23 protein-coding genes are annotated in these 25521 nt (G+C 33.9%); 12 read left to right on the forward strand and 11 right to left on the reverse strand.

Translation table 11 applies throughout. The annotated features are described in order from the left end of the window. Positions 1 to 5: 5 nt before the first annotated feature. The gene (gene aat / locus CA2559_RS04600; protein WP_013186681.1) at positions 6 to 644 is read right to left on the reverse strand and encodes a leucyl/phenylalanyl-tRNA--protein transferase; all 639 of its coding nucleotides are present in this window, start codon (positions 642 to 644) and stop codon (positions 6 to 8) included. A 331-nt stretch (positions 645 to 975) separates the two neighbouring features. Beyond that, positions 976 to 1941: a carbon-nitrogen hydrolase family protein gene (locus CA2559_RS04605; protein WP_013186682.1), complete on the reverse strand. Its 966-nt coding sequence runs from the start codon at positions 1939 to 1941 to the stop codon at positions 976 to 978. 311 nt (positions 1942 to 2252) lie between these two features. Here CA2559_RS04605 and CA2559_RS04610 point away from each other — a divergent pair, with 311 nt between their 5' ends. Next, entirely contained in the window at positions 2253 to 2591 is a 339-nt protein-coding gene (locus CA2559_RS04610; RefSeq protein ID WP_013186683.1) for a hypothetical protein, read from the forward strand. Between the two features lie 53 nt (positions 2592 to 2644). On the opposite strand, the gene CA2559_RS04615 is transcribed toward CA2559_RS04610, so the two are convergent. Genes CA2559_RS04615 through CA2559_RS04625 form a run of 3 tightly spaced genes read right to left on the reverse strand, consistent with a single transcriptional unit; the run spans position 2645 to position 5590 of the window. Then, positions 2645 to 3556, reverse strand: a complete 912-nt coding sequence (locus CA2559_RS04615) for a geranylgeranylglycerol-phosphate geranylgeranyltransferase (protein ID WP_013186684.1) — start codon at positions 3554 to 3556, stop codon at positions 2645 to 2647. Positions 3557 to 3559: 3 nt separating this feature from the next. After that, positions 3560 to 4498, reverse strand: coding sequence for a mevalonate kinase family protein (locus tag CA2559_RS04620; protein WP_013186685.1), 939 nt, complete (start codon positions 4496 to 4498; stop codon positions 3560 to 3562). 9 nt (positions 4499 to 4507) lie between these two features. Beyond that, positions 4508 to 5590 (reverse strand): diphosphomevalonate/mevalonate 3,5-bisphosphate decarboxylase family protein, encoded by a 1083-nt coding sequence (locus CA2559_RS04625; protein ID WP_013186686.1) that lies wholly within the window; start codon positions 5588 to 5590, stop codon positions 4508 to 4510. A gap of 102 nt (positions 5591 to 5692) precedes the next feature. Between CA2559_RS04625 and CA2559_RS04630 the strand changes: the two genes are divergently transcribed. Next, positions 5693 to 6169 (forward strand): TspO/MBR family protein, encoded by a 477-nt coding sequence (locus CA2559_RS04630; RefSeq protein ID WP_013186687.1) that lies wholly within the window; start codon positions 5693 to 5695, stop codon positions 6167 to 6169. On the opposite strand, the gene dnaE is transcribed toward CA2559_RS04630, so the two are convergent. Beyond that, the gene (gene dnaE, locus CA2559_RS04635) at positions 6166 to 10530 is read right to left on the reverse strand and encodes a DNA polymerase III subunit alpha (protein ID WP_013186688.1); all 4365 of its coding nucleotides are present in this window, start codon (positions 10528 to 10530) and stop codon (positions 6166 to 6168) included. The genes CA2559_RS04630 and dnaE overlap by 4 nt on opposite strands. Positions 10531 to 10729: 199 nt before the next feature. Between dnaE and CA2559_RS04640 the strand changes: the two genes are divergently transcribed. Together CA2559_RS04640 and CA2559_RS04645 are read left to right on the forward strand one after the other, a co-directional pair. Further along, the gene (locus CA2559_RS04640) at positions 10730 to 11425 is read left to right on the forward strand and encodes a carboxypeptidase-like regulatory domain-containing protein (protein WP_013186689.1); all 696 of its coding nucleotides are present in this window, start codon (positions 10730 to 10732) and stop codon (positions 11423 to 11425) included. A gap of 37 nt (positions 11426 to 11462) precedes the next feature. Next, positions 11463 to 12038 carry an outer membrane beta-barrel protein gene (locus CA2559_RS04645; protein WP_041240915.1) on the forward strand — a complete coding sequence of 192 codons (576 nt, stop codon included), beginning with the start codon at positions 11463 to 11465 and terminating at the stop codon, positions 12036 to 12038. Positions 12039 to 12092: 54 nt separating this feature from the next. Here CA2559_RS04645 and CA2559_RS04650 read toward each other — a convergent pair whose 3' ends face one another. Beyond that, positions 12093 to 12539, reverse strand: coding sequence for a ferritin-like domain-containing protein (locus CA2559_RS04650; RefSeq protein ID WP_041241114.1), 447 nt, complete (start codon positions 12537 to 12539; stop codon positions 12093 to 12095). Positions 12540 to 12776: 237 nt separating this feature from the next. Next, on the reverse strand, positions 12777 to 13583 hold the full coding sequence (locus CA2559_RS04655) for a DUF6252 family protein (protein ID WP_013186692.1): 807 nt from the start codon (positions 13581 to 13583) through the stop codon (positions 12777 to 12779). 137 nt (positions 13584 to 13720) lie between these two features. On the opposite strand from CA2559_RS04655, the gene CA2559_RS04660 reads away from it, so the two are divergent. The 6 genes from CA2559_RS04660 to CA2559_RS04685 all read left to right on the forward strand — a co-directional run bounded on the left by CA2559_RS04660 (position 13721) and on the right by CA2559_RS04685 (position 18634). Next, a complete protein-coding gene (locus CA2559_RS04660; protein ID WP_013186693.1) occupies positions 13721 to 14296 on the forward strand; it encodes a 30S ribosomal protein S16 in 576 nt (191 codons plus the stop codon). A 14-nt stretch (positions 14297 to 14310) separates the two neighbouring features. Beyond that, positions 14311 to 14835, forward strand: coding sequence for a ribosome maturation factor RimM (gene rimM / locus CA2559_RS04665; protein ID WP_013186694.1), 525 nt, complete (start codon positions 14311 to 14313; stop codon positions 14833 to 14835). A gap of 381 nt (positions 14836 to 15216) precedes the next feature. Then, positions 15217 to 15927 carry a tRNA1(Val) (adenine(37)-N6)-methyltransferase gene (locus tag CA2559_RS04670; RefSeq protein ID WP_013186695.1) on the forward strand — a complete coding sequence of 237 codons (711 nt, stop codon included), beginning with the start codon at positions 15217 to 15219 and terminating at the stop codon, positions 15925 to 15927. A gap of 59 nt (positions 15928 to 15986) precedes the next feature. Then, positions 15987 to 17165: an acyl-CoA dehydrogenase family protein gene (locus CA2559_RS04675; protein WP_013186696.1), complete on the forward strand. Its 1179-nt coding sequence runs from the start codon at positions 15987 to 15989 to the stop codon at positions 17163 to 17165. A gap of 88 nt (positions 17166 to 17253) precedes the next feature. Further along, positions 17254 to 18030, forward strand: a complete 777-nt coding sequence (locus CA2559_RS04680; protein WP_013186697.1) for a DUF3050 domain-containing protein — start codon at positions 17254 to 17256, stop codon at positions 18028 to 18030. Positions 18031 to 18040: 10 nt separating this feature from the next. Then, on the forward strand, positions 18041 to 18634 hold the full coding sequence (locus CA2559_RS04685) for a glutaredoxin family protein (RefSeq protein ID WP_083798858.1): 594 nt from the start codon (positions 18041 to 18043) through the stop codon (positions 18632 to 18634). On the opposite strand, the gene uvrC is transcribed toward CA2559_RS04685, so the two are convergent. Continuing rightward, complete coding sequence (uvrC, locus tag CA2559_RS04690; protein WP_013186699.1) at positions 18631 to 20427, reverse strand: excinuclease ABC subunit UvrC; 1797 nt, start codon at positions 20425 to 20427, stop codon at positions 18631 to 18633. The genes CA2559_RS04685 and uvrC overlap by 4 nt on opposite strands. A 133-nt stretch (positions 20428 to 20560) precedes the next feature. Here uvrC and CA2559_RS04695 point away from each other — a divergent pair, with 133 nt between their 5' ends. Beyond that, on the forward strand, positions 20561 to 21016 hold the full coding sequence (locus tag CA2559_RS04695; RefSeq protein WP_013186700.1) for a hypothetical protein: 456 nt from the start codon (positions 20561 to 20563) through the stop codon (positions 21014 to 21016). A 206-nt stretch (positions 21017 to 21222) separates the two neighbouring features. Then, positions 21223 to 23445: a TonB-dependent receptor gene (locus CA2559_RS04700; RefSeq protein WP_049787216.1), complete on the forward strand. Its 2223-nt coding sequence runs from the start codon at positions 21223 to 21225 to the stop codon at positions 23443 to 23445. Between the two features lie 68 nt (positions 23446 to 23513). On the opposite strand, the gene CA2559_RS04705 is transcribed toward CA2559_RS04700, so the two are convergent. Further along, positions 23514 to 24650 carry an ATP-binding protein gene (locus CA2559_RS04705; RefSeq protein WP_013186702.1) on the reverse strand — a complete coding sequence of 379 codons (1137 nt, stop codon included), beginning with the start codon at positions 24648 to 24650 and terminating at the stop codon, positions 23514 to 23516. A 121-nt stretch (positions 24651 to 24771) separates the two neighbouring features. Continuing rightward, complete coding sequence (locus CA2559_RS04710) at positions 24772 to 25521, reverse strand: succinate dehydrogenase/fumarate reductase iron-sulfur subunit (protein WP_013186703.1); 750 nt, start codon at positions 25519 to 25521, stop codon at positions 24772 to 24774.

Here is a 25521-nt window from a genome sequence, read left to right on the forward strand (position 1 = left end):
CTTGACTATTTTAGAAACTCTAAAAACGATTCCCTTGAAATTTCTTTAGCACCTAGACGTTCCAAGTGATTAGTGTGCATCTGGCAATCAATAAGTTTTACACCTTCGCTTTCAAGTTTTCTCACTAATGATATAAACCCGTATTTTGAGGCGTTACTAACTTTTGTAAACATACTTTCTCCACAAAACAGGTGTTTGTCTTTTAGGTAAATGCCATACAAACCGCCTACCAGTAAATTGTCTTGCCAAACCTCTACAGACGTTGCAACACCTTGGTGGTGTAATTCTGTATAAGCATCAATCATTTGAGATGTAATCCAAGTACCGTCTTGGTCTGGTCTCTCAATTTCAGAACACGCAGTTATAACATCTTTAAAATGGGTGTTGTATGTTACTTTAAACTTTTGTTGATTAAATAATTGGCGCATACTTTTATGAACTTTTAGTTCTTTTGGAAATAACACCATCCTTGGATTTGGTGACCACCACATAATCATTTCGTCATCATTAAACCAAGGAAAAATACCAGAGTTATAGGCTAATGACAAACGTTCTGGAGATAAATTTCCGCCTACAGCCAACAAGCCATCTTGATTAGCTTCACTCGGATTGGGGAACCATAACGTCTCGTCTAATAAGTACATTTACTTGGCAGTTAAAGTGTTGCTAATGTTAAATCTATAATATGCGGTTGTATGTCTGACTTTTTTTAGTCATATTTGAGGTAACCTTTATAGCATAAATTTTGTTCATCATTGCTTTTTTAGAGTTTTGTCTATACGGGTTAACCTAAAACCAAAATATGAAACGCTTCGCTTTTGCGAGGCGTTTCGCTTTCTATTAACTTTTATTAAGGTTAAAAAAGCTGTCTACGCAAACTTAGTAAATACTAAAAAGAGAAGTGAAATCTTGATGAAAGCTTTTTAATAACAGTGCGGTTTTAAAAGTTGCAAAGTCATTATCTCTATTATATGCTTATTTTGAGTCTTTAAAAACCACTGTGCTTTGGCGTTCTCTATTAACGTGCAGTTGTGTAACATCTGGTCTTGAGTAATGCCCAACAGGATCAAAATTTTGGCGCTCTTTATATACGCTCTTAAAATCTATAGTTTTATAAATTATACCTTCTTTATTAATTATTGGCTCTAAAAGAAATTCACCATCTGGGCCAGCAATTGCAGAACCACCATTACTAAGTTGTGTTGGTGCATTTTTTAATATGTCATTTAAAAAAGGTGTGTCTTCAGGAAAATCTTTAGTGGTCATAACACTCGACACAGAAACGACAAAAGAACGAGACTCTCTAGCTATAAAACGCGTAATATCTTTTGTGTTATGCTCACTGCCAGGCCAAACAGCAATATGTAAATTTTCACCTTGTGCATAAAGAGAAGCTCTAGGTAAAGGCATCCAATTTTCCCAGCAATTAAGACCGCCAACTGTAAATTGCTTAAGCTTGTGTACTTGTAAGCCATGACCATCTCCTGGAGACCACGTTAGGCGTTCATCATAAGTAGGTTGTAATTTCCTGTGAACAGACTTAATCTCTCCATCTGAATTTATAAACACTAAAGACGCATATAGGCTATGACCACCACGATCCTTAGGGCGTTCTATAATGCCAAGATAACATGACATGCTGTGAGATTTTAGCGTACTGCAAATTTCATCTAAGTCACCATCCTCTATACATACTGCATTATTACAATAATGTGCGTGCAAAGTTTTATTAGTGTCTAAATTCCAACCAGCGCCATTGGTGTAAGCTAACCAATGTGGGTAGCCAGGTAAAACACCTTCTCCAAATACTATTAACTCTGCCTGTTCTTTTCCAGCATTATTTATAGTGTCTATTATTTTTTCTGTAGTGGCTTTTTTATTTAGCCATACTGGAGAAATTTGGGCTAAAGCAAGGTGTAATGTAGATGAATTGGTTGTCATAAAAATGCACTTATTTTCTATTGGTTAAGATAAGATAACATTTGTAATTTTTAAACCTATTTTAAACATACTGTTTCCCTTAATACATATACAAATAACATATAAAAGGATGCTTTTAATTGCTATAAAAATAGTCCCTTAATTTAATTAATGAGAATAAATGAATTGTAACCGAAATGTAAATTATATGCTGATTTAATTTAGTGACAACCTTATGGTTATGATTGCTTAATTGAATGTTTTTGAGTGGATTAACATACCTTGGTATATTAGCATTGTCATTTATTAATCAATAAAAAAAATCAAAAAAAATGAAAACGCTAATTACAATTATTGCAGTAAGCCTGATGACATTAACCTCATCTTTTGCAAACACAGATCCTCTTGAAGATGATGCCAAAGAACAGCTTAGAGAGCAAGTTATGGTATTGTTAGAAAACCCAACTGTTGAAGTAGACAACGCTTCAATAAGCAGTACAATTACTTTTACAATTAACTCTAATGGAGAGTTGGTAGTTTTAGATGTAGCTACAAAGAACACACAGGTAAAACAGTTTGTAATTAAGACCTTAAATTACAAGAAGACGACAATGGTACCACAAAACTTCGGAAAAGTGTTTAAAGTAAAGTACACTATAGAGAAAGCTTAAAACTAACAAGAGTTTTTGCTAAGAACCTGTTTCAATCCTGAGACAGGTTTTTTTTATAGAATCCTATTTAGTAAAAGTTGAACATCAATCAATACAATACTCAAAACACCAAGAACTATAATAAACTTGAGGAAATTGTGAAGCAACACATATTGTATTTTCGAAGTAGAAACCCATAAAAACAAACAGAAGACAATAAGTAAAATTATGCTTCCGTAGAAATAGAAATCCATATACCCTAACTTAAACTTAGTAATGAGCAGGAATATAGGTACTAAAGTTAGCATAGCTAAAATTGTTAGCATCTTCTTGCTAAATGTAACGCCATAGGTAACTGGAATTGTATGATAGTCTTGTGCTAAATCTCCTTTTAGGTTCTCCAAATCTTTTACCAATTCTCGCATCGCAATTACTAAAAATAGAAATGTCGCATGTACAAATATGACTAAGTCGAAATTTTTATAGTATACAAATACAGCAAAGAATGGAACTACAGCCAAAACTGAAGCCGTTATATTTCCTACAAATGCAAACCTCTTAAGTTTATGCGAGTAAAACCAAATAGCAAAAATATAGACACTAAAAAAAAGCACAGCTTTAAATGAAATATAACTGGCCAAAACAACCGATAAAAAATTAAAGATAAAATAGGTGTTTAGTTTAGTGCGTTGTTTTACATAACCGTCTATTTTGCTTTTTAATGGTCTGTTTATAACATCTTTCTCGGCATCGTAAAAGTTATTTATAATGTAGCCGCCAGCAATTGCCAAAGCAGATGCTATTACCAGTATAAAAAGGTTATGGTCAAACAATACTTTAGATAATGGCAGTTGCGGTGCCAAAATATAAATAGAGGTAAGGTATTGTGCTAAGATTATAACTAAGATGTTATAACCTCTAATTGATGAAAATAAACTTAAGATTTTTAGCAACACGACCTTATGAGTGCGCTTTAGGAAAGACATAACTTAAAAGTTGTAAACGACTTCTAGATTATGGCCTTGTAAAGATTTTCTAGCTTTGTCTATATCTTCTGTAAAGCCTAAAATATAACCACCGCCACCAGAACCACAAAGTTTCAGGTAATAGTCATTTGTGTCTATACCTTGTTTCCATAAATTGTGAAACTGCTTAGGAATCATAGGTTTAAAGTTGTCTAAAACAACATGAGATAGTTGTTTAATATTCCCGAATAAAGATTTTACATCACCTTTAAGAAAATCATCTACACAAGCATCTGTATGTTTTACAAACTTGTCTTTTAGCATTTTTCTAAAACCTTCTTGCTTCATATTTTCCATAAACAATTGTACCATAGGAGCAGTTTCTCCAGTGCTGCCGCTATCTAATAAGAAAACAGCACCTTTACCATTTTCTGTTTGAGAAGGTATGCCTGCTGGTTCAATATTATCTTTGCTATTAATTAAAATAGGAATGCTTAAATAGCTGTTTAACGGATCTAAACCTGAAGACTTTCCGTGGAAAAACGATTCCATTTCGCCAAAGATAGATTTTAACTTCAGTAATTTTTCTCTAGTTAAATTTTCAAGTACAGTAATTTTGTCTTGCGCGTATTGGTCATAAATGGCAGCTACTAAGGCACCACTACTACCAACACCATAACCTTGAGGAATGCTAGAATCAAAATACATTCCTTTAGATATATCTGCATTTAAGCTTTCAATATCAAAAGAAACAAGTTCTGGTTGTTCTATCTGTAGGGAGTTTAAGTAATCTGCAAAGCGTTTAAGGTTGCTGTTGCTATCTTTAGTCTTGTCACTTTTATTCTCATCTATTTTAAGAGCGCCATTATAAAAATTATAAGGAATAGATAAACCTTTAGAGTCCTTAATGATACCATACTCTCCAAAGAGTAAAATTTTAGAATAGAATAAAGGACCTTTCATAAACTTAAATTAAATTATAGCAGAAGCGCCGCTTCCTACATTATCACAAAGATACTCACCATTTTTACAATATGCAACTAACTCTTTTTTAATGAAATCCAAGGTTTTATCAGCTTCGTTTTTGGGGTAGAGAAGGTGTACATTTGCACCAGCATCTAATGTAAAGCAAAGATTTAAATTGGTTTCTTTTCTAAACGCCCAAATCCTATTAATTATTTCAAGAGTATTCGGTTTCATTAAGATAAAATAAGGGTTGCTTGTCATCATCATAGCGTGCAAGGTTAATGCCTCACGCTCTACTAGGTTTATAAAGTCTTTTAAATTTCCAGATTCTAATATTTCTAAAAGACTAACCATGTTGTCTTGTGCTTGGTTAAACCGTTGTTCAGAAAACGGATGACCGTACATAAGTTGATGTCCAACTGTACTAGATACTTGCTTTTCGCCCTTATCAACAAGTAAAATAGTGTCTTGGTAATCTTTAAATACAGGATCTATTTTATCATATTTTATGGCATAGTTATTTGTACTTTCAGGAATAGCTTCATGTTTTCCCCAAATCATCATCGGTCCATCTATACTTCTACTTGCGCTTCCAGAGCCTAAACGTGCTAAAAAAGATGCTTTATTCTGAAAATATAAATTGTCTTTTAAGTTATCGATTTGCTTTTCTAATGCAACTAAACACATGGAAAGCGCAGCCATCCCACTAGCAGATGATGCTATTCCAGAACTATGCGGAAAACTGTTGCTAGTTTCAATTTTAAACTTATAGTTTTTTAAAAAAGGTAAATACTCTTCAATTCGCTCAAAGAATTTCCCAATCTTAGGTTCAAAGGATGTTGTTCTTTCACCATCTAAATAAACCTGAAAGGAATAGTCATTTGTTAAGTTTTCCTTTTTCTCAAAATGCAATGTTGTAATAGTCTTACAGGTATTAAGCGTAAAACTAATAGATGTGTTTTCAGGAATTTGAATATCTCGTTTTCCCCAATATTTTACTAACGCTATATTGCTTGGCGCTTCTGAAGTTATGCTGCCTTTTTCTGGAAGTGATGAATAGTCTTTCATCAAAAAATTAGATGCTGTCATACCGCAAAGATACTATTGATTATGATTTGTAAACCCTGTTTTAGTTTTTAATACAATTGGAAAACTAAAAACAATTCCTAAATTAGTAGCAACTAACAACTCATGACCAAGAAAAAACTCATAAGAATACTATTGGCAATTGCAATTTGCCTAATAGTTGGTTTTTTAGGAGCTTACGCAACTCAAGCTAGTGTTGCTACGTGGTACTCTACATTAGAAAAACCAAGCTATAACCCACCAAATTGGGTGTTTACACCAATTTGGACAACATTATATGTGTTAATGGGAGTTGCTGCAGGCCTAGTTTGGAGCAAGGGTTTTTACCACCTTTGGGTAAAGACTGCTTTATACCATTTTGGATTTCAGTTATTGTTAAGTTCTGCTTGGTCTGTCGTATTTTTTGGCTTACAATCTCCTTTGTTTGCACTCTTTGTAATTTTAACTCTATTTGTGCTAATACTTTTAACTATAAAATGGTTTAAAATTGTTAAGCCGATTGCAGCATATTTAATGATACCTTATCTACTTTGGGTAGGCTTTGCAATAGTTTTAAATTTTGAGATTTGGCGCCTTAATTAATTTAATTTATAGTGTACCGCTTTGTTTTGAAGCGTTGATAATAAGTCTTTATTTATATTAATCTTATGCTTTCTGCTAGGCATGTGTAGCTTCACTTTGTCTTCCATTTCATAAACAACAAAGTTGAGTAGCTTGTCGCCTTTGTGCTCATCTAATATAGATTTTAAACTCTGTATGTCATCGCCCTTTAATTCATTTACATTTATTTGAATGGTTAGTTTTCTTGCATAGCGCTCTAACACATCCTGAAGCATTTCAAAATTATTAAACTGTATTCTCGGATCACTCTTTTTGCCAGTTTGCCTATTTGTAAAACCTTCTCTTATAAATGCTTTTACATACAGAAATGAATTAGGGATTAGCAAGTGTCTGTACTTTAGGTAATCTTCGCCATAAATTTTAAACTCATAAGTGTTATGGTAATCTTCTGCAGTAAAAATTGCCCAACCTTTATTGGTTTTTGTGGTAAGGTGCCTAATATCTGTAAGAATACAAGCTAATGATAGCTCTGCATTTAGCACCTGTTGTAAATCTTCAAGGTAATTGAGGTTAGCGTTACAGAAAGACTTCATTTCTATATTATAATCATCTAACGGATGCCCAGAAATATACATACCTACCACATCACGCTCTTTCCTTAATTTTTCCATAGTTCCCCATTCTTCACAAGGAGGCACTACAGGTTCTGGAATTTGTACTTCACTAGCTTCACCAAATAAACTTACTTGAGAGGAGTTTTTGTTTTCCTGGTACTTTGCAGCATATCGTATTACTTTTTCTAAGAAAGTGATACCGTCACCTTCATCTAAAAAATACTGTGCTCTGTGAGTGTCCTGAAAACTATCAAAACCACCAGCTAAAGCGAGATTTTCAAAAGCTTTTTTATTGGCAGCACGTAAATCTATACGTTTAGCCATATCGAAGATCGATTTAAAATGACCGTTTTCTTTTCGCTCTGCTACAATGGACTCTACGGCACTTGAACCCACACCTTTTATTGCTGCCATACCAAAACGAATGGCACCTTCTTTATTTACAGAAAATTTTCTGAAAGATTCATTAACATCTGGACCTAACACATCAAGTTTCATACGTCTGCATTCTTCCATAAAGAATGTTACCTGCTTTATGTTGCTCATGTTGTTAGATAAAACCGCAGCCATATATTCTGCAGGATAGTGTGCTTTAAGGTAGGCTGTTTGGTAGGCAATCCAGGCATAACAAGTAGAGTGAGATTTATTAAAAGCATAACTTGCAAAGGCTTCCCAGTCTTTCCACACTTTTTCTAATTTTTCTGCATCATGACCTTTAGCTGAAGCCTGCTCAATAAATTTAGGTTTCATTTTATCGAGTACAGCTTTTTGCTTCTTACCCATTGCTTTACGAAGGATATCTGCTTCACCTTTTGTAAAATCTGCAAGCTTTTGAGATAAAAGCATTACTTGCTCTTGGTAAACCGTAATACCATAAGTTTCCTTAAGATATTCTTCCATTGCAGGTAAATCATACTCTATGTCTTCATCACCGTGTTTTCTGGCAATAAAACTTGGTATATATTCCATTGGTCCTGGACGATAAAGCGCGTTCATTGCAATAAGGTCATCAAAGACTGTTGGTTTTAAAGACTGCATATGTTTCTGCATTCCTGGAGATTCATATTGAAATATACCTACGGTTTCACCACGTTGGAATAGTTCATACGTTTTTTCATCATCTAAAGGAAAACTGTCTGGGTCTAATTGTACGCCGTGTTTTGCTTTTACAATCTTTACGGTATCCTTAATAAGAGTAAGTGTTTTTAGACCAAGGAAATCCATTTTAAGTAGTCCAGCATCTTCTACTACAGAATTGTCAAATTGTGTGATGTATAATTCACCATCCTTAGACCTTGCAATAGGAACAAAGTTGGAGATATCATCTGGTGTGATTATAACGCCACAAGCGTGTACACCAGTATTTCTTACAGAACCTTCTAAAACACGAGCCTGATTAACGGTTTGAGCCTGTAAATCATTTCCGCCTGAAATGCTTAAAAGTTCTTTTACGCCTTCAAAATCTTCACTTCTAAATTTTCTGGAGAGCTCTTTTTCATCTACGCCAAATATTTTACCAAGCTTAGTCATATCTGGAATAAGTTTGGCAATCTTATCTGTTTCGTGCAACGGTAAATCTAAAACACGACCGGTATCTCTTATGGCAGATTTTGCTGCCATAGTACCGTAAGTTATAATCTGTGCTACTTGATCACTACCATATTTTTTAATTACGTAATCCATGACACGGCTTCGACCTTCGTCATCAAAATCAATATCAATATCGGGCATACTTACACGATCCGGATTAAGGAAACGCTCAAAAAGTAGATCGTATTTAATAGGGTCTATATTGGTAATTTTTAAGCAATAAGCTACGGCACTACCAGCAGCAGAACCACGACCTGGACCAACAGAAACGTCCATGTTTCTTGCTTCTCTAATAAAGTCTTCTACAATTAGAAAATATCCAGGATACCCTGTTTTTTCAATAATAGATAGCTCAAAATCTAAACGCTCTTTAATCTCTGGAGTTATCTCTCCATAACGTTCTTTTGCACCTTCATAAGTAAGGTGTTTTAAAAATGCATTTTCGCCTCGTTTACCACCATCATCTAAATCTTTAGAATCTTTAAATTTTTCAGGAATTTCAAAGGCTGGTAATAAAACGTCCCTAGCAAGATCAAACCCTTCAATTTTATTTACAACGTCTTGCGTATTGGTAATTGCTTCTGGAAGGTCTTTAAATAAAGCCTTCATTTCATCATTACTCTTAAAATAGTATTCTTGGTTGGGTAAACCATAACGATAACCACGTCCTCGGCCAATAGGTTTGCTTTGCTTTTCTCCATCTTTTACGCAAAGTAAAATGTCATGAGCATTAGCATCTCCTTTTGCTGTGTAATAGGTATTGTTGCTTGCAACTATTTTTATGTCGTGCGCTTTGGCTAGTTTTATTAAAACCTCATTAGCACGACGCTCGTCTTCTTGGTCATGGCGCATAATTTCCATGTAAAGATCTTCTTCAAAATGAGATTTCCACCAAAGTAAAGATTCTTCGGCTTGCTTTTCTCCTACATTTAAAACCTTACTTGGTACCTCTCCATATAGGTTTCCTGTTAAAACAATTACATCTTCTTTGTATTTTTCTACAACAGCTCTGTCTATTCTTGGTACATAATAAAACCCTTCTGTATAAGCTATAGATGCCATCTTAGCCAAATTATGGTAGCCTTTTTTAGTTTTTGCAAGCATTACTATCTGGTAACCGTTATCCTGTCTGGATTTATCATTGTGATCTTCACAGACCTGAAACTCACAACCTACAATGGCTTTTAAAGGCTTTTTGTCTAGGTCTTCACTACCTGCTAAAGATTTGTTATAAGTATTAACGGCTCTCACAAAATGAAAAGCACCCATCATATTGGCGTGGTCTGTGAGTGCTACACCAGGCATATTATTAGCTATAGCATTGTCTACTAAATCCTGGATACTCATTGTAGACTGAAGAACAGAGAATTGGCTATGATTGTGTAAGTGGGAAAACGTAACTTCTTCTAAGACTGCAATGTTTTCTTCTAGCTCTTCCTCTGATATCTCATCGACTCCTTGTTCTTTTTCAAGAGCTTTTCTTATTTGTTCTGAAGCTTTCTTGAGGTTAATATGCTTTAACCCTATAAGTTGAATTGTCTGTGGGTTTTCTTCAGAAAAATTCTCAAAATAATCTGGAGACACGTCTAACTCTTCAGCTGTATAAATACGCTTTCTTATAAGTTCTAAAAAGCATCGCGTTGTTGCCTCAACATCTGCAGTGGCATTGTGAGCTTCATTAAAAGCTTTGTTAAATAAGAATTGGTGAAGTTCTGTAAGGGTAGGCAGTTTAAATTTTCCGCCACGTCCACCAGGAATTTTACAAAGTTCTGCTGTGGTTTCTGTACAAGTGTCTAAAACAGGTAGTTCTTGCAATGGGTTGTCTATGCCTTTTCTGTAAAACTCGGCACCCATAATATTAATATCAAACGCAACATTTTGTCCTACAACAAATTTTGTCTGTTTTAATGCTTCATTAAATTTATGAAGTGAGTCTACCAGGTCTACACCATTTTTATCTGCTAACTCTGTAGAAATACCGTGAATTTGCTCTGAGTCATACGGGATATTAAAACCGTCTGGTTTTATAAGCATATCATCGTGAGACACCAACTTACCCATGTCATCATGAAGCTGCCAAGCTATCTGTATACAACGTGGCCAATTATCTGTATCTGTTATTGGAGCGTTGTAATTTTTAGGTAAACCAGTTGTTTCAGTATCAAATATTAAATACATATGTATTTGAATGTTAGAGTTATATGGGTAGGTTTTAGTGTCTTGATTTCAGACAAAAAAATGTGTTTAAAAGTATAAAAAATGAACGTTTTAAATGCTGAATTATTTGTTGAGTTGTTCACATTATATCAAATTAAAACATTCTTTACACGCAACCTTATTTAATGACACTCATCTATAAAACAACTAAACTACTCAAATGAAACATTTTAAATTTATCTCTTTCTTCTTGCTATTCCTGCTTTTTCAGTCTTGTATTTTTGCTGATGATTTAAATGTAGAAGACAACTCTAGATTGCAGTTTGTTGGTCGTGTAATGTCTGATGCTAATAATCCTATTGTTGGGGTTTCTGTAATTGCTAAAGCAGACTCATATGTTGTAGGCTCTACAACTACAGATGCAAATGGTTTTTTCGATCTTATTTCTCTAGACGCTACTGGAAGAACTTTTAATAACACATATGGTTTGGAGGTTGTTGTAAATGAATTCTCTTTAGATAATGAGTCTTTTACTGAGTACACTTCTGTTTTTATTGATAGTAGAGATCGGTTTTACGATTTTGAAACTATTGAACTTAAGACAAGTGCTCAACTCGAATTAAATATTCAAAATACAGAGAATACTTCTGATACCTTTTCTTGGTCTTTGCACTATACAAATACACAGTGTAATCAATTTTTTGTAGAAGGCCAAATACAGGAAGATGAGTCGGACTGTTATTCGCAAACCTCCGTTTTTAGGACATTAAATGAAAATACACCAAATTTTAGCAGATCCTATTCTGTAGTTCTTAATACTGAAGCTCAATTTACATATAGTGTAAACGGTTCTGATCCTATAACAGAACTTATACAAATTAATAACCCAAACACTGTATACAATGTTGAGTATTAGATTAAGTATAGTATTTTGTTTGGTATTAAATAGTTGTTTGTTTTCACAAAACGATACCAGAGAAGGTGAAGAGGCTGTAGAGTTTTATGATGTAGGTTTTATAAGTATTTCTCCCTATTACCCAATTGCGATTGGTGATAATTTTGCAAGCAAAGCCCAAAATACAAATTTAGGTGCGCAATTAGAGTCTAGGTTTGTTATAGCAGACCATATTTTGATCGGTGCAAGGTTAAATATTTTTTCAGGACAGGTAACAAAACCAGAACTTGTAGGTAATTATGATCTTAGAAATGTAAATTTAATAGGTATAGAAGCAGGTTATAGAATTCCAACTTTAAAGAACTTTAATTTGTCCTTTTTAGCTGGAATAGGTGCTATAGAATATCGGAATGATGTAGATGGAGAAATATTTGAAGATACAGGAGAAGCTTATTCACTTATGGCAGATGCAGACTATAAGTTTTCAAGGCATTTTAGTGCATTTTTAACTGCAGAATATAGGTATGAGTCTCTTAATACTAAAGCTCCAAATAGTACAGTTGCATTTAATAAAGCTTCTTATATAGCATTGTCATTTGGGATAAGATTTTACTTTCTTAACGAACGTGATTAAATAAAAAAAGCCGAATCGTATGAGATTCGGCTTTTTAAATTTTAAGGCTTTATATTAAGCTACAATCTCTAAAGATTTTACGTCTTTAAGAGCACTTTCTACATTATCTTTCTGTGTTTTTAAAACAGAAGATGTGCTTGGTGGTAAGTTTGTTTCGTTTATAATTTCATTATAATTTTCAACAAACGCTTTTTCACCTCTAATAGCTTCCTCTAACATAGCTTCTTCATCGTTAGCGACAAATTTAGATTTAATATTCATCCAAAATCTATGTGCGTCTCCACTAATACTAGTGCCTTTGTCTGGCTCTTGTCCAAAACTCTTAATCTCATTCTTTAATTGGTGCCCAAAGTCATATCTGTCTTTAGCTCTATTCTCGAAATAAGATTTTAGTTGAGAATTTTTTACATTTTCAGCTGCTTGTTTATAACCAGCTTCTGCATCATAATTCTTCTTTAGTAATTCGTTTAATTTATTTGAAACTTGCTCTGTATACTTCATAATAGTAATATTTTGGTTAGCAGACTTTATTTTAAGATGAGGTCTGTTTGTCATCTATTTCAAAGATAAGAAGCTAAACCCTACCTATTTGCCTGTTTAACGCACCTTAACTCAAACACACTTTTGTTTAACATATTTTAATAATAAATAAACAGGTGTTGTGATCTATTTGTAAAAACCGTTAACAAAAAAAGCACTCCTAAGAGTGCTTTTTACAATTTAAGATTAATTATAATTTTAATAAGTAATAGTAAAGTTACCGTTGGTTACCATAATACCACTAGTTGTTTCAAATTGAAATGATCCAGAAGCAGTTCCTGCAGCATTATCATTAGTTGTAATAGTTATCATACCACTAATAGCATTTTCTGAGCCACCACTAATTGCATAAGATGCTCTGTAGTCTCCACCTTCAGTAATTTCAAAATCACCTGTTGCGGTATCTAAAGGAAACGATAAATTGATAACAAAGTTTTGTTGGTTGTTTGCTATAATAAATAATGTATTTCCTGCAACGTTAGTTTGAGTGGTTACGGCTGTATAGTTTGCACCATCAACTAGTGCTGTAAATTGGTCATTATTTTGGCCGCCATCTCCAGGTACAGCATTTGTAATAGGAACTTCATAAATTATACCTTCCTGAAAGTTTAAGGTGTCGTTTATACCTGGTCGCCTTGCATTAAAATTAAATGTAGCTGTAATTTTTCCTTCCTCTATATTAGAAATTACTATTTTACCGTTACCTGAGTTGTCTGTAGTATAAAAAGCATCATCAAATGTTGTGAAGTTAGCTTCACTATTGCTGTCAGACCCAAACAAATAGGTGCCAACTTCTAAAGATTCTGCAGTTACTTCAATAGTTTCAAGAGCAGTTTCGCCAGATATAGTAACAGAACCATCAGTATTAATTGTTGCGTTGCTTGTTACGGCTCTAAAAAACACATTGTCAACTTCACCTTGCAATGCAGGTGTATTTGTTTCGATGGTTTCACTGCAGCTAGATGCTAATAAAAGGGTACTAAATAGTAGGAGTAGGTTTCTCATAATTAAATATAGGACAAGTTTATCTACAAATGTAATTAAAAATTTGAGCTAACATACTTGCAGTAAGAAAAATATAGTATCTTTGCGCTCTTATAAAAATTAATAATAGAGGTCGAGAACCTCACAAATTAATCACTATGCCTGTAAAAATCAGACTACAAAGACACGGTAAAAAAGGTAAACCATTTTATTGGATTGTTGCTGCAGATTCACGTTCTAAGCGTGATGGTAGGTACCTAGAGAAATTAGGAACTTACAACCCAAACACTAATCCAGCTATTATTGACTTAGATATAGATACTTCTGTAACTTGGTTAAACAATGGTGCACAACCTACAGATACTGCTCGTGCAATTTTGTCTTACAAAGGTGTTATGCTTAAACATCACCTTGCTGGTGGTGTTCGTAAAGGTGCTTTAACTGAAGAGCAAGCTGAGAAGAAATTCGCTGCTTGGTTAGAAGAAAAAGAATCTAAAGTTAACGCTAAGAAAGATAAAGTATCTAAAGATGCAGAAGCTGAAAAGCAAAAAGCATTAGATGCTGAAAAAGAATTAAACGCTAAGAAAGAAGCAGAGGCTAAAGAAGCAGAAGAAGCTGCTGCTAAAGCTGAAGCTGAAGCAAAAGCGGCTGCAGAAGCAGAAGCTGCTGCTAAAGAAGAGACTGCAGAAGATGCAGACGCTTCTGAAGAGAAAAAAGAAGACTCAGCTGAGTAATTAAAGAACTAGCGATGACAAAAGAAGAATGCTTCTATTTGGGGAAAATCGTTAGTAAATTCAGCTTTCGTGGTGAGGTTCTAGCTAAATTAGATACCGATGAACCCGAACTTTACACAGAGATGGAATCAGTTTTTGTTGAATTCAACAAAAACTTGGTTCCATTTTTTTTAGAACGTGCACAACTTCATAAAAGCACGTTGCTAAGAATAAAATTTGAAGACGTAGAAGAAGAGGCAGATGCAGATGACCTTATTGGAGCTGAGCTTTATTTGCCGCTTTCTAGTCTTCCTAAACTTGATGACGACAAGTTTTACTTTCATGAAATCATAGGATTTAAAGTAACAGATGAATCTTTTGGATATGTTGGGGTTATTAAAAGTATTAATGATCAAACCTCCCAAACCATTCTAATAATAGACAGAGAAGGAAAAGATGTTCTTGTACCTTTAAACGATGATTTTGTTACTAAAGTAGATAAGGAAAACAAGACCATGATTCTTAATACTCCAGATGGTCTAATAGATATGTACCTTTAGCAGTAATTAACATTTTTTCAGGAAAGTTTAGGCTTTTTCCTACAACCGTAAACAAAAGTTAAACAAATATTAGTGAATCTGAGGTTTGCTGATTATAATTTATTATCTTCGTGAGGATTAACAAAAAAAGAAGAATTAATACACCTTCTTGTTAATCTAAACCGAGAACATTTAAGTTTTCATTTAAGAGGTGAGTCCCGCAAATTGCGGGACTTTTTTTTGTTAAAAAATATTTAAATTAAGATAAATTAACATAAATTTGATGTGTTGGCGTTTAAGAAGAATTAATACACCTTCTGGCTAACTGTGAAAACTTTAATGTTTTTATATTTAAAAGGTAGTCTCGTTTCGTAAGATTCGAGACTTTTTTAATTTTACACTATGTTCAAATTCAAGCACTTTAATATCGAGGATAAAAATGCCGCAATGAAAGTAGGTACAGACGCTGTACTTCTCGGTGCTTGGGTTAAAATCTCAGATTCCTGTAGCTCTATTTTAGATGTTGGCGCAGGTACAGGCGTTATTGCATTACAGATGGCACAACGCAGCAATGCAGAACAGATAGATGCAGTTGAGGTAGACGGCGATGCCTATGAGCAAACTGTAGAAAATTTTGAAAACAGTGATTGGGGAGACAGGCTTTTTTGTTATCATGCAAGCTTCATTCAACTTGTGGAAGAATTAGAAGGTGATGAGTTTTATGACTTAATTATATGTAATCCACCATTCTTTTCAGAAGATTATAAATCAAATACATCACAAAGAGATCAAGCTAGGTTTCAAGACGCACTACCTTTTCAAGACTTAATTTCTGGAGTTTCTAAACTATTGTCTCCAAACGGACAGTTTTCAGTTATAATTCCTTTTTCAGAAGAACAAAAATTTATTGAGATTGCAAAAGAACATAACCTGTATCCGCAACATATTACTCGTGTAAAAGGTCATGCCACTGCACCCATAAAACGAAGCTTACTTTCACTAAACTCTAAAAATGTTGAAGTAATAGAGGATGAGTTAATTATTGAAATTTCAAGGCACAATTATACAGACGCCTATAAAAACTTAGTGAAAGATTTCTATTTAAAATTATGAAACGTTAAGTTGTCTCACGAGTAAGCATTAATTACATTTGTGTTACTAAAACGTTTGAGATGAAACCCGATTTATTCGAAGCTCCAGATTATTATAACCTAGATGACTTATTAACAGAGGAACACAAACTTGTTCGCAATGCAGCACGCGATTGGGTTAAGCGAGATGTTTCTCCTATAATTGAGGAGTATGCTCAAAAAGCAGAGTTTCCTAAGCAAATTATAGGTGGCCTTGCTGAAATTGGTGCATTTGGCCCGTACATACCAGAAGAATATGGTGGTGCAGGATTAGACCAAATCTCATATGGTCTTATTATGCAAGAAATAGAACGAGGTGACAGTGGTGTGCGTAGTACAGCATCTGTACAATCTAGTTTAGTTATGTATCCTATCTGGAAATATGGTTCTGAAGAGCAACGCAAAAAGTTTCTTCCTAAACTTGCTTCTGGTGAGTTTATGGGTTCATTTGGATTAACAGAGCCAGATCACGGCTCTAATCCTGGCGGAATGACTACTAACTTTAAAGACAATGGAGACCATTATTTATTAAATGGCGCTAAACTTTGGATAAGTAACTCGCCATTTTGTGATGTAGCTGTTGTTTGGGCTAAAAACGAAGAAGGCAGAATTCATGGATTAATTGTTGAGCGTGGTATGGAAGGGTTTTCTACTCCAGAAACACATAATAAATGGTCATTACGTGCTAGTGCTACTGGCGAGTTAATTTTTCAAGACGTAAAGGTTCCAAAAGAAAATTTATTACCAGGAAAAAGTGGTTTAGGAGCTCCTCTTGGTTGCTTAGATTCTGCAAGATTTGGTATTGCTTGGGGTGCAATAGGTGCAGCTATGGATTGTTACGACACAGCTTTAAGATACTCTAAAGAACGTATCCAGTTTGGTAAGCCTATAGCTGGTTTCCAACTTCAGCAAAAGAAATTAGCAGAAATGATAACCGAAATTACTAAAGCACAATTATTAGCGTGGCGATTAGGAGTACTTCGTGAAGAAGGCAAGGCAACATCTGCACAAATATCTATGGCAAAACGTAATAATGTAGAGGTGGCTATAAATATTGCAAGAGAGGCGAGACAAATGCTAGGTGGTATGGGTATTACTGGAGAGTATAGTATTATGAGACACTCCATGAATTTAGAAAGTGTTATAACCTACGAAGGAACTCACGATATACACTTGCTTATAACAGGATTGGATATTACAGGAATTTCAGCTTTTAAATAAAATAAAAGCTGTTAAACAATATATAAAGTAGAGGTAAGGCTTTAGCAATCACGCTAAAGCCTTTACTTTTGCAAAAATTTTGCCTCACATGATTTCAACAATCGAAGAAAAAATACAACCACTTCAGGATAAGCTTCAAAACCATTCGTTGTATAATAAAATTAAGACACCAGAAGAGTTGCAGATCTTTATGCAACATCACGTATTTGCGGTGTGGGATTTTATGTCTTTACTAAAATCATTACAATTTAAGCTTACAAAGACTAAAACACCTTGGATACCTATTGGGTCTCCAGAAATTAGATACTTAATTAATGAAATAGTCTTAGCTGAAGAAACAGATGTAAATTTAAAAGGAGAGCGCCAAAGCCATTTTGAGATGTATATAGATGCAATGAAAAAAGCAGGTGCAGCAACAGAACCTATTGAGGAGTTTTTAAAGCATATAGAACACGGCACAGATATCTTCTTAGTTATTGCAATAAGTGAGTTGCCTATGAGTGTAAAAGAATTCCTGAAATTTACGTTTGAGGTGATTGAAGAAGATAAGCCACACAAAACCGCTGCAGCATTTACATTTGGTAGAGAAAATCTTATTCCAATGATGTTTAATAGTATTATTGAAAAGATACAAAAGGAGTTTCCTAAAGATGATTTAGAGCTGTTTAAATATTATTTTGATCGTCATATTGAGTTAGATGAAGATGAGCATGGACCAATGGCTCTTAAAATGATTGAAAATCTATGTGGAGATGATGAACAAAAGTGGAAAGAAGTTGAACAAGTTTCTAAAGAGGCTTTAGAAAAACGTTTAATTTTATGGAATGGTATAGAATTAGAAATAGAGCACCACGTACCAGCTTAATACTTAACACATGAAATATTTAGTACCCTTAATATTTATTTTTACGTCTTTGTTGGGAATGTCTCAAAACGAAGCAATAAGTGTTGATGTTGCTAAAGATAACGATACACTTATTTTCTTTGTATCTAATAATACAGACTTTACTCAAGATGTGATTTTTACTGTAAAAGATCTTGAAGGATTAGAAGGAAACACAAACCCTTTATTAAAACGACTAAACCCTCAGGTAACAGATATTTTTCACAAACTAAAGATTACAGGTCCTTACAATTATAATTTTGATTTTTTAAATGAGTTTCCAAAAGAACACCTCATTAATGAAGCGTTTACAGTAGGAGATGATATCTTATTAAATAAAGGGATTGTGATTTTTGAAAAAACAGATTGCGGAAGATGCCAAACAACAATGGCCTATTTAAACGCTAAAAACAAACCTTACGCTAAGCTTAATATTACAGACAACCCAATGTATAACCAATTAATGTGGGAGTTGTTAGAGCTTAATGGATATTTAGGAGATTCTGTAAAAACGCCAGTAATTTTAGTTAACGGAGCAATTAGTTTTTCTCACGAAGATTTAGAAGGTTTCTTAGAGCAGCTCTAGTTTTCTTTATTGTAAAATTCATAAACCAAGCTTGCCTTTGCTACACCAACAACCTGTTCAAGGTCTTCTCTTTTAGCCGATTTAATTTTTGAAATACTTCTAAAGTGTTTTAATAACTCGACTGCAGTTTTTTCACCTATTCCAGTTATATTTTCAAGTTCAGTGCCTAAAGCAGCGCTACTTCGTTTTTGTCTGTGAAACGTAATACCGAAGCGGTGTGCTTCATTCCTAAGGTGTTGTATTATTTTTAAAGACTCAGATTTTTTGTCTAGATACAAAGGGTATTTATCTGTTGGGTAAAATATTTCCTCTAGGCGTTTAGCAATACCTACAATAGCAATCTTTCCACGTAAACCTAAGTCGTCTAATGCTTTTACGGCAGAAGATAGTTGGCCTTTACCACCATCAATTATAATTAATTGCGGTAAGGGTTGGTCTTCATTTAAAAGACGCCTATAACGTCTAAAAACCACTTCCTCCATACTGGCAAAGTCATCTGGACCTTCAACAGTTTTAATATTAAATTTTCTATACTCGCTTTTGCTAGGTTTACCATCTTTAAACACCACACATGCTGCTACAGGATTTGTACCTTGAATGTTAGAGTTGTCAAAACATTCAATATGTCTTGGTTCTTCATTAAGTCGTAAATCTTCTTTCATTTGCGCCATAATACGCTTAACGTGCCTATCTGGGTCTACAATTTTCATTTGTTTAAAACGCTCTTGCCTAAAATATTTAGCGTTTCTGGTAGAAAGGTCTACAATACTTTTCTTGTCTCCTAGCTTAGGAACGGTCACCTTTAAATCTTCACCTACCTCAACATGCATAGGCACATAAATTTCTTTAGATTGAGAGTTAAAGCGTTGTCGTATTTCAATAATACCAAGCTCTAGTAACTCTTGGTCACCTTCATCTAACTTCTTTTTAAGTTCAATAGTGTGAGATCTTATTATTGAGCCGTGAGATAACTGTAAAAAATTAACGTACCCAAAGCCTTCATCACTAACAATTGAAAATACATCAACATTATTAATTTTAGGATTTACTACTGTAGATTTGCTTTGGTACTTTTCTAAAACTTGTATCTTTTCTTTTATGCGCTGAGCATCTTCAAACTCCATACGCTCTGCGTGACCTTTCATCTGGTCTTTAAATTTAATGAGCGAATCTTTAAAATTACCTTTTACAATCTGTCTTATATGATCAATATTGCTATGGTATTCCTCTTCTGTTTGGTAACCTTCACAAGGACCTTGACAGTTTCCTAAATGATACTCTAAGCAAACTTTGTATTTACCGGCATCTATCTTTTCTTCAGCTAAATCATATTTACAAGTCCTAAGTTGGTATAGGCCTTTAATAAGGTCAAGCAAGGTATGTACCGTTTTCATACTTGTAAAAGGACCATAATATTCGCTGCCATCTTTAATAACACGTCGCGTAGGAAATACTCTAGGAAAGCGTTCTTTTTTAATGCAAAGCCAAGGATAGGTTTTGTCATCACGAAGCATGACATTAAAACGAGGCTTCAGTTTTTTAATTAAGTTGTTTTCTAGCAGAAGTGCATCTGTTTCAGAATTAACTACTATATGCTTTATGTTTTTAATCTTCTTTACCATCACACCAATACGATGACTGTCGTGCTTTTTAGTAAAGTAGGAATTCACCCTTTTTTTTAAGTTTTTAGCCTTTCCAACATATAAGATTTTATCATCCTTATCAAAATATTGGTACACGCCAGGACTGCTTGGCAAAGTCTTTACTTGTATGTCTAAAGGTGGTCTTTCCATTACTTTCAAAGGTAAAATATTTAAAGGCTGTAGTAAAATGGGTGCTACTTGAGGACGTTAAACTTTTACTAAATGTATAGGAGTACCCCTATTTTAAAAATCTCTACACCTAATTTTATCGTTAATACTTAAGATGAGTAAAAATGTACACAATGCTAACCTATCATATGTAGGACGATTTTTCGTCTTAATATTAGCTGTGTGTTATTTACTTACGCCACTGCATCAAACCTTAAAAAACAGTATTCACGACATATCTCACGCTATTACAAAGGTTGAGGCGCAGCAGCACCAACACCAACACATAGCAAACTCCAAAATGGGAAGACGTGTTATGGCGCACAATCACAGTCATAACACCCATCAACATAAAGTTTTGTCGTTTTTTAATGCACTTTTTGATAGTGACACTTCTCCAGATCAAAATTTAAAAGACTCAGATGTTAAAGTAGATAAGCGAGTTGTAGATATTGAAACACCTATATTTTTAAAGCCAACGTTATTTCAAGATCATAAATTTAGTTACCTACTAATATTGAAAACTTCAGATAGAGGTTTAGACTCTCCGCCACCAGAACACCTTTCATAGTTAATTTTTGGGCATAATGTTAAGAAACCAAGCGTATTAAAATACGTTTTTTCTAAACATGGCACTAGTGTCTTAATACTAGTGATTGTACTGTGTATTGCAATAATTCTGTGATACTTCAATTGTCCAAACACGTCCTTATTTTTTTTCATTTAATGTATTGCTCAGGCCTGTTTGGCTTAAGCTTTAGAAAATATAATTTAACTATGAAGACACTTTTCTTCACTTTTATGCTGTGTGTGTCAGCATCACTATTTGCACACGATTTAAACGGTACTGTAGTAAACCAAGACAATGAACGTTTAGAAGATGTTTATGTGTTTAACCAAAGAACAAGCACTGCTGTTTATACAGACCATAATGGTAATTTTAAATTAGAAGATGTAGAGGTTGGCGATATTATTATGCTATCCTATATAGGATTTAAAAACTACACATTAACCATAACAGAAAAAGATTTAAATAGAATCATAACCATATCATTAGAACAAGCCAATATTTCATTAACACAAGTACAAATTACACCAGAAGTTAATACACTTAACAAATTTGTAGATGTAGATATTAAAACTAATCCTGTAAAGTCCTCACAGGAATTAATGAGAAAAGTGCCAGGTGTTATTATTGGTCAACACGCTGGTGGTGGTAAGGCAGAGCAAATTTTCTTACGTGGTTTTGATGTAGATCACGGTACAGATGTAGCTATAGGTGTAGACGGTATGCCTGTAAATATGGTATCTCATGCACATGGGCAAGGTTATGCAGATTTACACTTTCTTATCCCAGAAACTGTAGATAACATCAATTTTGGGAAAGGGCCATATACTGCAAGTGTTGGTAACTTTAATACAGCAGGTTATTTAAACTTTAAAACCAAAAAACGTATTGAAGAAAGTAGTGTGTCTTTAGAGTATGGTCAATTTGAAACTTTAAGAACAGTAGGAGTATTTAATGTATTAGATGATGATAATCATAGTGCTTATGTAGCAGGTTCATTAAACTTAACCGATGGTCCTTTTGAGTCTTCTCAAAACTTTAATAGGTATAATGTAATGGCCAAGTACAATTACAGGTTGCCTCAAGATCAAGAATTAACATTAACAATGTCTCATTTTACTAGTAAGTGGGATGCTTCAGGGCAAATTCCTCAGCGCGCAGTTGACCAAGGTCTAATTGGTCGATTTGGAGCTATTGATGACACAGAAGGTGGCCAAACTAGCCGTACTAATATTAATATTGAACACACTAAGTACTTAACAGATACAAAGACATTAAGTACCAATGCGTTTTATAGTAAATACGATTTTGAGTTGTTCTCCAACTTTACATTCTTTTTAGAAGATCCCGAAAATGGAGATCAGATTCGCCAATTTGAAGACCGTAATTTATATGGTTTTAAAACTGTGTTAAGCGATAAGTTTTATGATACCGCCACTAACTTTGAATATCAAGCAGGATTTGGTTTACGTTATGATAATGCAGATGATGTGCAGTTAAGCAGAACTAAAAACAGAAAAGAATTGCTGGAGCGTTTAGCTTTTGGAGATGTAGACGAAACAAATATTTACGGTTTTTTAAATACTGAATTTGAGTTTGGAGACTTTAAGCTTAATCCAGGTTTACGATTAGATTACTTTAAGTTTGATTACGTAAATAACTTAACTGAATCTTATGACAATGCATCAGAAACTAAACTAACCGCGAGCCCTAAACTTAATCTTATTTATACACCTACTAATACGGTACAGCTTTTTGCTAAAACAGGTATAGGGTTTCACTCTAATGATACAAGAGTAGTAACTGCAAATAACGGTGAGGATATATTACCATTAGCATACGGTGCAGATTTAGGAGGTATATTTAAAATTACAGACAACTTAGTATTTAATACAGCGTTGTGGTACCTGTTTCTTGAGCAAGAATTTGTTTATGTAGGAGATGCGGCAATAGTTGAGCCAAGCGGAAAAACTAGACGTTTAGGAATTGATGCTGGATTACGATATGAGCCACTTTCCTGGTTGTATTTGTACTCAGATATTAATTATACCTACGCACGTTCTATAAATGAGCCAGAAGGCCAGGATTATATACCCTTAGCACCAGATTTTACTTCTACAGGAGGAATTACAATACAAAACCTTAATGGCTTTTCAGGTGGATTAAATTATAGGTATTTAGATGATAGAGCTGCAAATGAAGATGACAGTATTGTAGCTGAAGGTTATTTTGTTACAGATGCAAATATTAACTACACCTATAAGAATTATACATTTGGTATCGCTATTGAAAATTTACTTGATACAGAATGGAATGAAACTCAATTTGCTACAGAAAGTAGATTGCAAAATGAAGTAGAACCAGTAGAGGAGATTCACTTTACACCAGGAACTCCATTTTTCTTAAGAGGAAAGGTTACTGTTACATTTTAAGATTTAATTAGTTATTACATTCAAAACCCATTTAAACACGTTTTAAATGGGTTTTTATGTACGAGACACTAATTGTATTTTACCTTTCTTAAAATCCTAACGCTGTCTTTAAAGTTAGAATATGCATCTGTATCATAGGATTTTAAATGATACTTAGCAGACTCTAGTTTTATCAAGGCATCTTCAAATTCATTAAAATAACAAATGAGATAGGTTTGCGGTAGTTGAAAAACATCTAATTTTTCTGCTGTAGTAAGTGGTGCTTTGTTTTTTAACTTCTCCAACAATGTATTGGCAGAATTATAAATATGATACAAGGTTTTCTTATCATATTGTGGCGGCTTAAATAGCAATTTGGTTTCTATGTCATAACTCACATTATCTTTAAACTTTATAGAAACCTCTTCAAGTGGGTAATATTTTTTTTGATGTTGCAGTCCTAAATATACATATTCAATAATTTGAAATTCATCTTCTGTAATGCTAAAACTTACTTCATCTAATTCAGAATAAAAAAGCTTTACTTGTTCATTAATCAAAGCAATATCTACTCTGGAATAGTAAACATTTTCTTTCACTGTTTTTTTCTTTCCAGCCCAACATACTACAAAGTACTCCTTAAATACTTTGTATTTGGGATTAAAATCTTTACGCTTATTCAAAAAATCAAAAACACCATCTAAGGTTAGTTCTACATTGTTTTGAGCGTGATCCTCAATTGCTTTTACTATTTCTGAATTTTTGTCTTCAATCTTTAAATCATAAACCTTTGGCATAGATATGCTACCGTCTCTAAAAAATACAGAGCCTCCATAGTATTTCCATATGTTCTTTCTAAGCGAACAAATTTTTCCTTTATTGGGTCTAATTGTTACTAATCCTACAACCTTGTCATCTGGCAAATGTGGAAAAGGTATGTTTTCATATGCTACAATTGGAGCATTACTTAAATACGCGTTTACTAAATTTTGAATTTTTGCATCGTCATAGAAATCGACACCTGAAATACTGTTATCTTCATCTTCTACGCCAATAACTATATAGCTGTTGTTTTCTGGGTTGCTATTTGAAAGTGCACAAATATGTTTAAGAAATTTGGCTTTTCCTTCTTTGCTACCTAAGCTAATCTTACGCTTTTTGTCATAAAAGCTGTTCTCATCATTGTGAGCAAGTAGGTGCTTTATAAGAAGACGTTTATTAATCACTACTGAAGATTTTCTTCTAGAAAGATAACAAAGATTTTAGCTATTACAGTTAAGTTATTATAAAACAAAAAACCTCCTACAACTTAATTGTAGGAGGTTTTAAATATTGTAAAATGTGTTTTTAAGATTCTTTTACACTTGCATTAAGATATTCGCGGTTCATACGTGCAATGTTTTCTAAAGAAATTCCTTTTGGGCATTCTATTTCACAAGCTCCAGTATTTGTACAGTTACCAAATCCTTCCTTGTCCATTTGCTCTACCATATTTAAAACTCTGCGAGTAGCTTCAACTTGACCTTGAGGTAACAATGCAAACTGGCTTACTTTAGCAGATGTAAACAACATAGCACTTGCATTTTTACAAGCTGCTACACAAGCACCACAACCAATACAAGTAGCTGCATAGAATGCATCATCTGCATTTTGCTTTTCTATAGGAATAGCATTTGCATCTTGAGTGTTACCAGATGTGTTTACAGAAACGTAACCACCTGCTTGCTGTATACGATCAAAAGATGTGCGATCTACTACTAAATCTTTAATTACAGGAAATGCCTTTGCTCTAAATGGCTCGATAGTAATTGTATCACCATCATTAAACATTCTCATGTGTAATTGACAGGTCGTAACTAATCGGTCTGGACCGTGAGGCTCACCATTAATTTGTAAAGAGCAACTACCGCAAATTCCTTCACGACAATCGTGATCAAACTCAACAGGCTCATCACCTTTGGTTATTAATTCTTCATTAAGAACATCTAACATTTCAAGGAAAGACATATCACCGTCTATACCGTCTATATTATAGGTCTGTATACCACCTTTGGTATCAGCATTCTTTTGTCTCCAGATTTTAAGTGTCAACTTCAT

The organism is Croceibacter atlanticus HTCC2559 (assembly GCF_000196315.1).
Taxonomy (GTDB): domain Bacteria; phylum Bacteroidota; class Bacteroidia; order Flavobacteriales; family Flavobacteriaceae; genus Croceibacter; species Croceibacter atlanticus.

Bases quoted from the DNA above. Each gene is read 5' to 3' on its own strand.
- dnaE (WP_013186688.1), bottom strand. From the start codon at position 10,530: ATGTATTTAATATTTGATACTGAAACAACTGGTTTACCTAAAAATTAC.
- CA2559_RS04700 (WP_049787216.1), top strand. From the start codon at position 21,223: ATGAAGACACTTTTCTTCACTTTTATGCTGTGTGTGTCAGCATCACTA.
- CA2559_RS04685 (WP_083798858.1), top strand. From the start codon at position 18,041: ATGAAATATTTAGTACCCTTAATATTTATTTTTACGTCTTTGTTGGGA.
- rimM (WP_013186694.1), top strand. From the start codon at position 14,311: ATGACAAAAGAAGAATGCTTCTATTTGGGGAAAATCGTTAGTAAATTC.
- CA2559_RS04605 (WP_013186682.1), bottom strand. From the start codon at position 1,941: ATGACAACCAATTCATCTACATTACACCTTGCTTTAGCCCAAATTTCT.
- CA2559_RS04625 (WP_013186686.1), bottom strand. From the start codon at position 5,590: ATGACAGCATCTAATTTTTTGATGAAAGACTATTCATCACTTCCAGAA.
- CA2559_RS04615 (WP_013186684.1), bottom strand. From the start codon at position 3,556: ATGTCTTTCCTAAAGCGCACTCATAAGGTCGTGTTGCTAAAAATCTTA.
- uvrC (WP_013186699.1), bottom strand. From the start codon at position 20,427: ATGGAAAGACCACCTTTAGACATACAAGTAAAGACTTTGCCAAGCAGT.
- CA2559_RS04675 (WP_013186696.1), top strand. From the start codon at position 15,987: ATGAAACCCGATTTATTCGAAGCTCCAGATTATTATAACCTAGATGAC.
- CA2559_RS04670 (WP_013186695.1), top strand. From the start codon at position 15,217: ATGTTCAAATTCAAGCACTTTAATATCGAGGATAAAAATGCCGCAATG.
- CA2559_RS04610 (WP_013186683.1), top strand. From the start codon at position 2,253: ATGAAAACGCTAATTACAATTATTGCAGTAAGCCTGATGACATTAACC.
- CA2559_RS04630 (WP_013186687.1), top strand. From the start codon at position 5,693: ATGACCAAGAAAAAACTCATAAGAATACTATTGGCAATTGCAATTTGC.
- CA2559_RS04710 (WP_013186703.1), bottom strand. From the start codon at position 25,521: ATGAAGTTGACACTTAAAATCTGGAGACAAAAGAATGCTGATACCAAA.
- CA2559_RS04680 (WP_013186697.1), top strand. From the start codon at position 17,254: ATGATTTCAACAATCGAAGAAAAAATACAACCACTTCAGGATAAGCTT.
- CA2559_RS04640 (WP_013186689.1), top strand. From the start codon at position 10,730: ATGAAACATTTTAAATTTATCTCTTTCTTCTTGCTATTCCTGCTTTTT.
- aat (WP_013186681.1), bottom strand. From the start codon at position 644: ATGTACTTATTAGACGAGACGTTATGGTTCCCCAATCCGAGTGAAGCT.
- CA2559_RS04660 (WP_013186693.1), top strand. From the start codon at position 13,721: ATGCCTGTAAAAATCAGACTACAAAGACACGGTAAAAAAGGTAAACCA.
- CA2559_RS04695 (WP_013186700.1), top strand. From the start codon at position 20,561: ATGAGTAAAAATGTACACAATGCTAACCTATCATATGTAGGACGATTT.
- CA2559_RS04620 (WP_013186685.1), bottom strand. From the start codon at position 4,498: ATGAAAGGTCCTTTATTCTATTCTAAAATTTTACTCTTTGGAGAGTAT.
- CA2559_RS04650 (WP_041241114.1), bottom strand. From the start codon at position 12,539: ATGAAGTATACAGAGCAAGTTTCAAATAAATTAAACGAATTACTAAAG.
- CA2559_RS04655 (WP_013186692.1), bottom strand. From the start codon at position 13,583: ATGAGAAACCTACTCCTACTATTTAGTACCCTTTTATTAGCATCTAGC.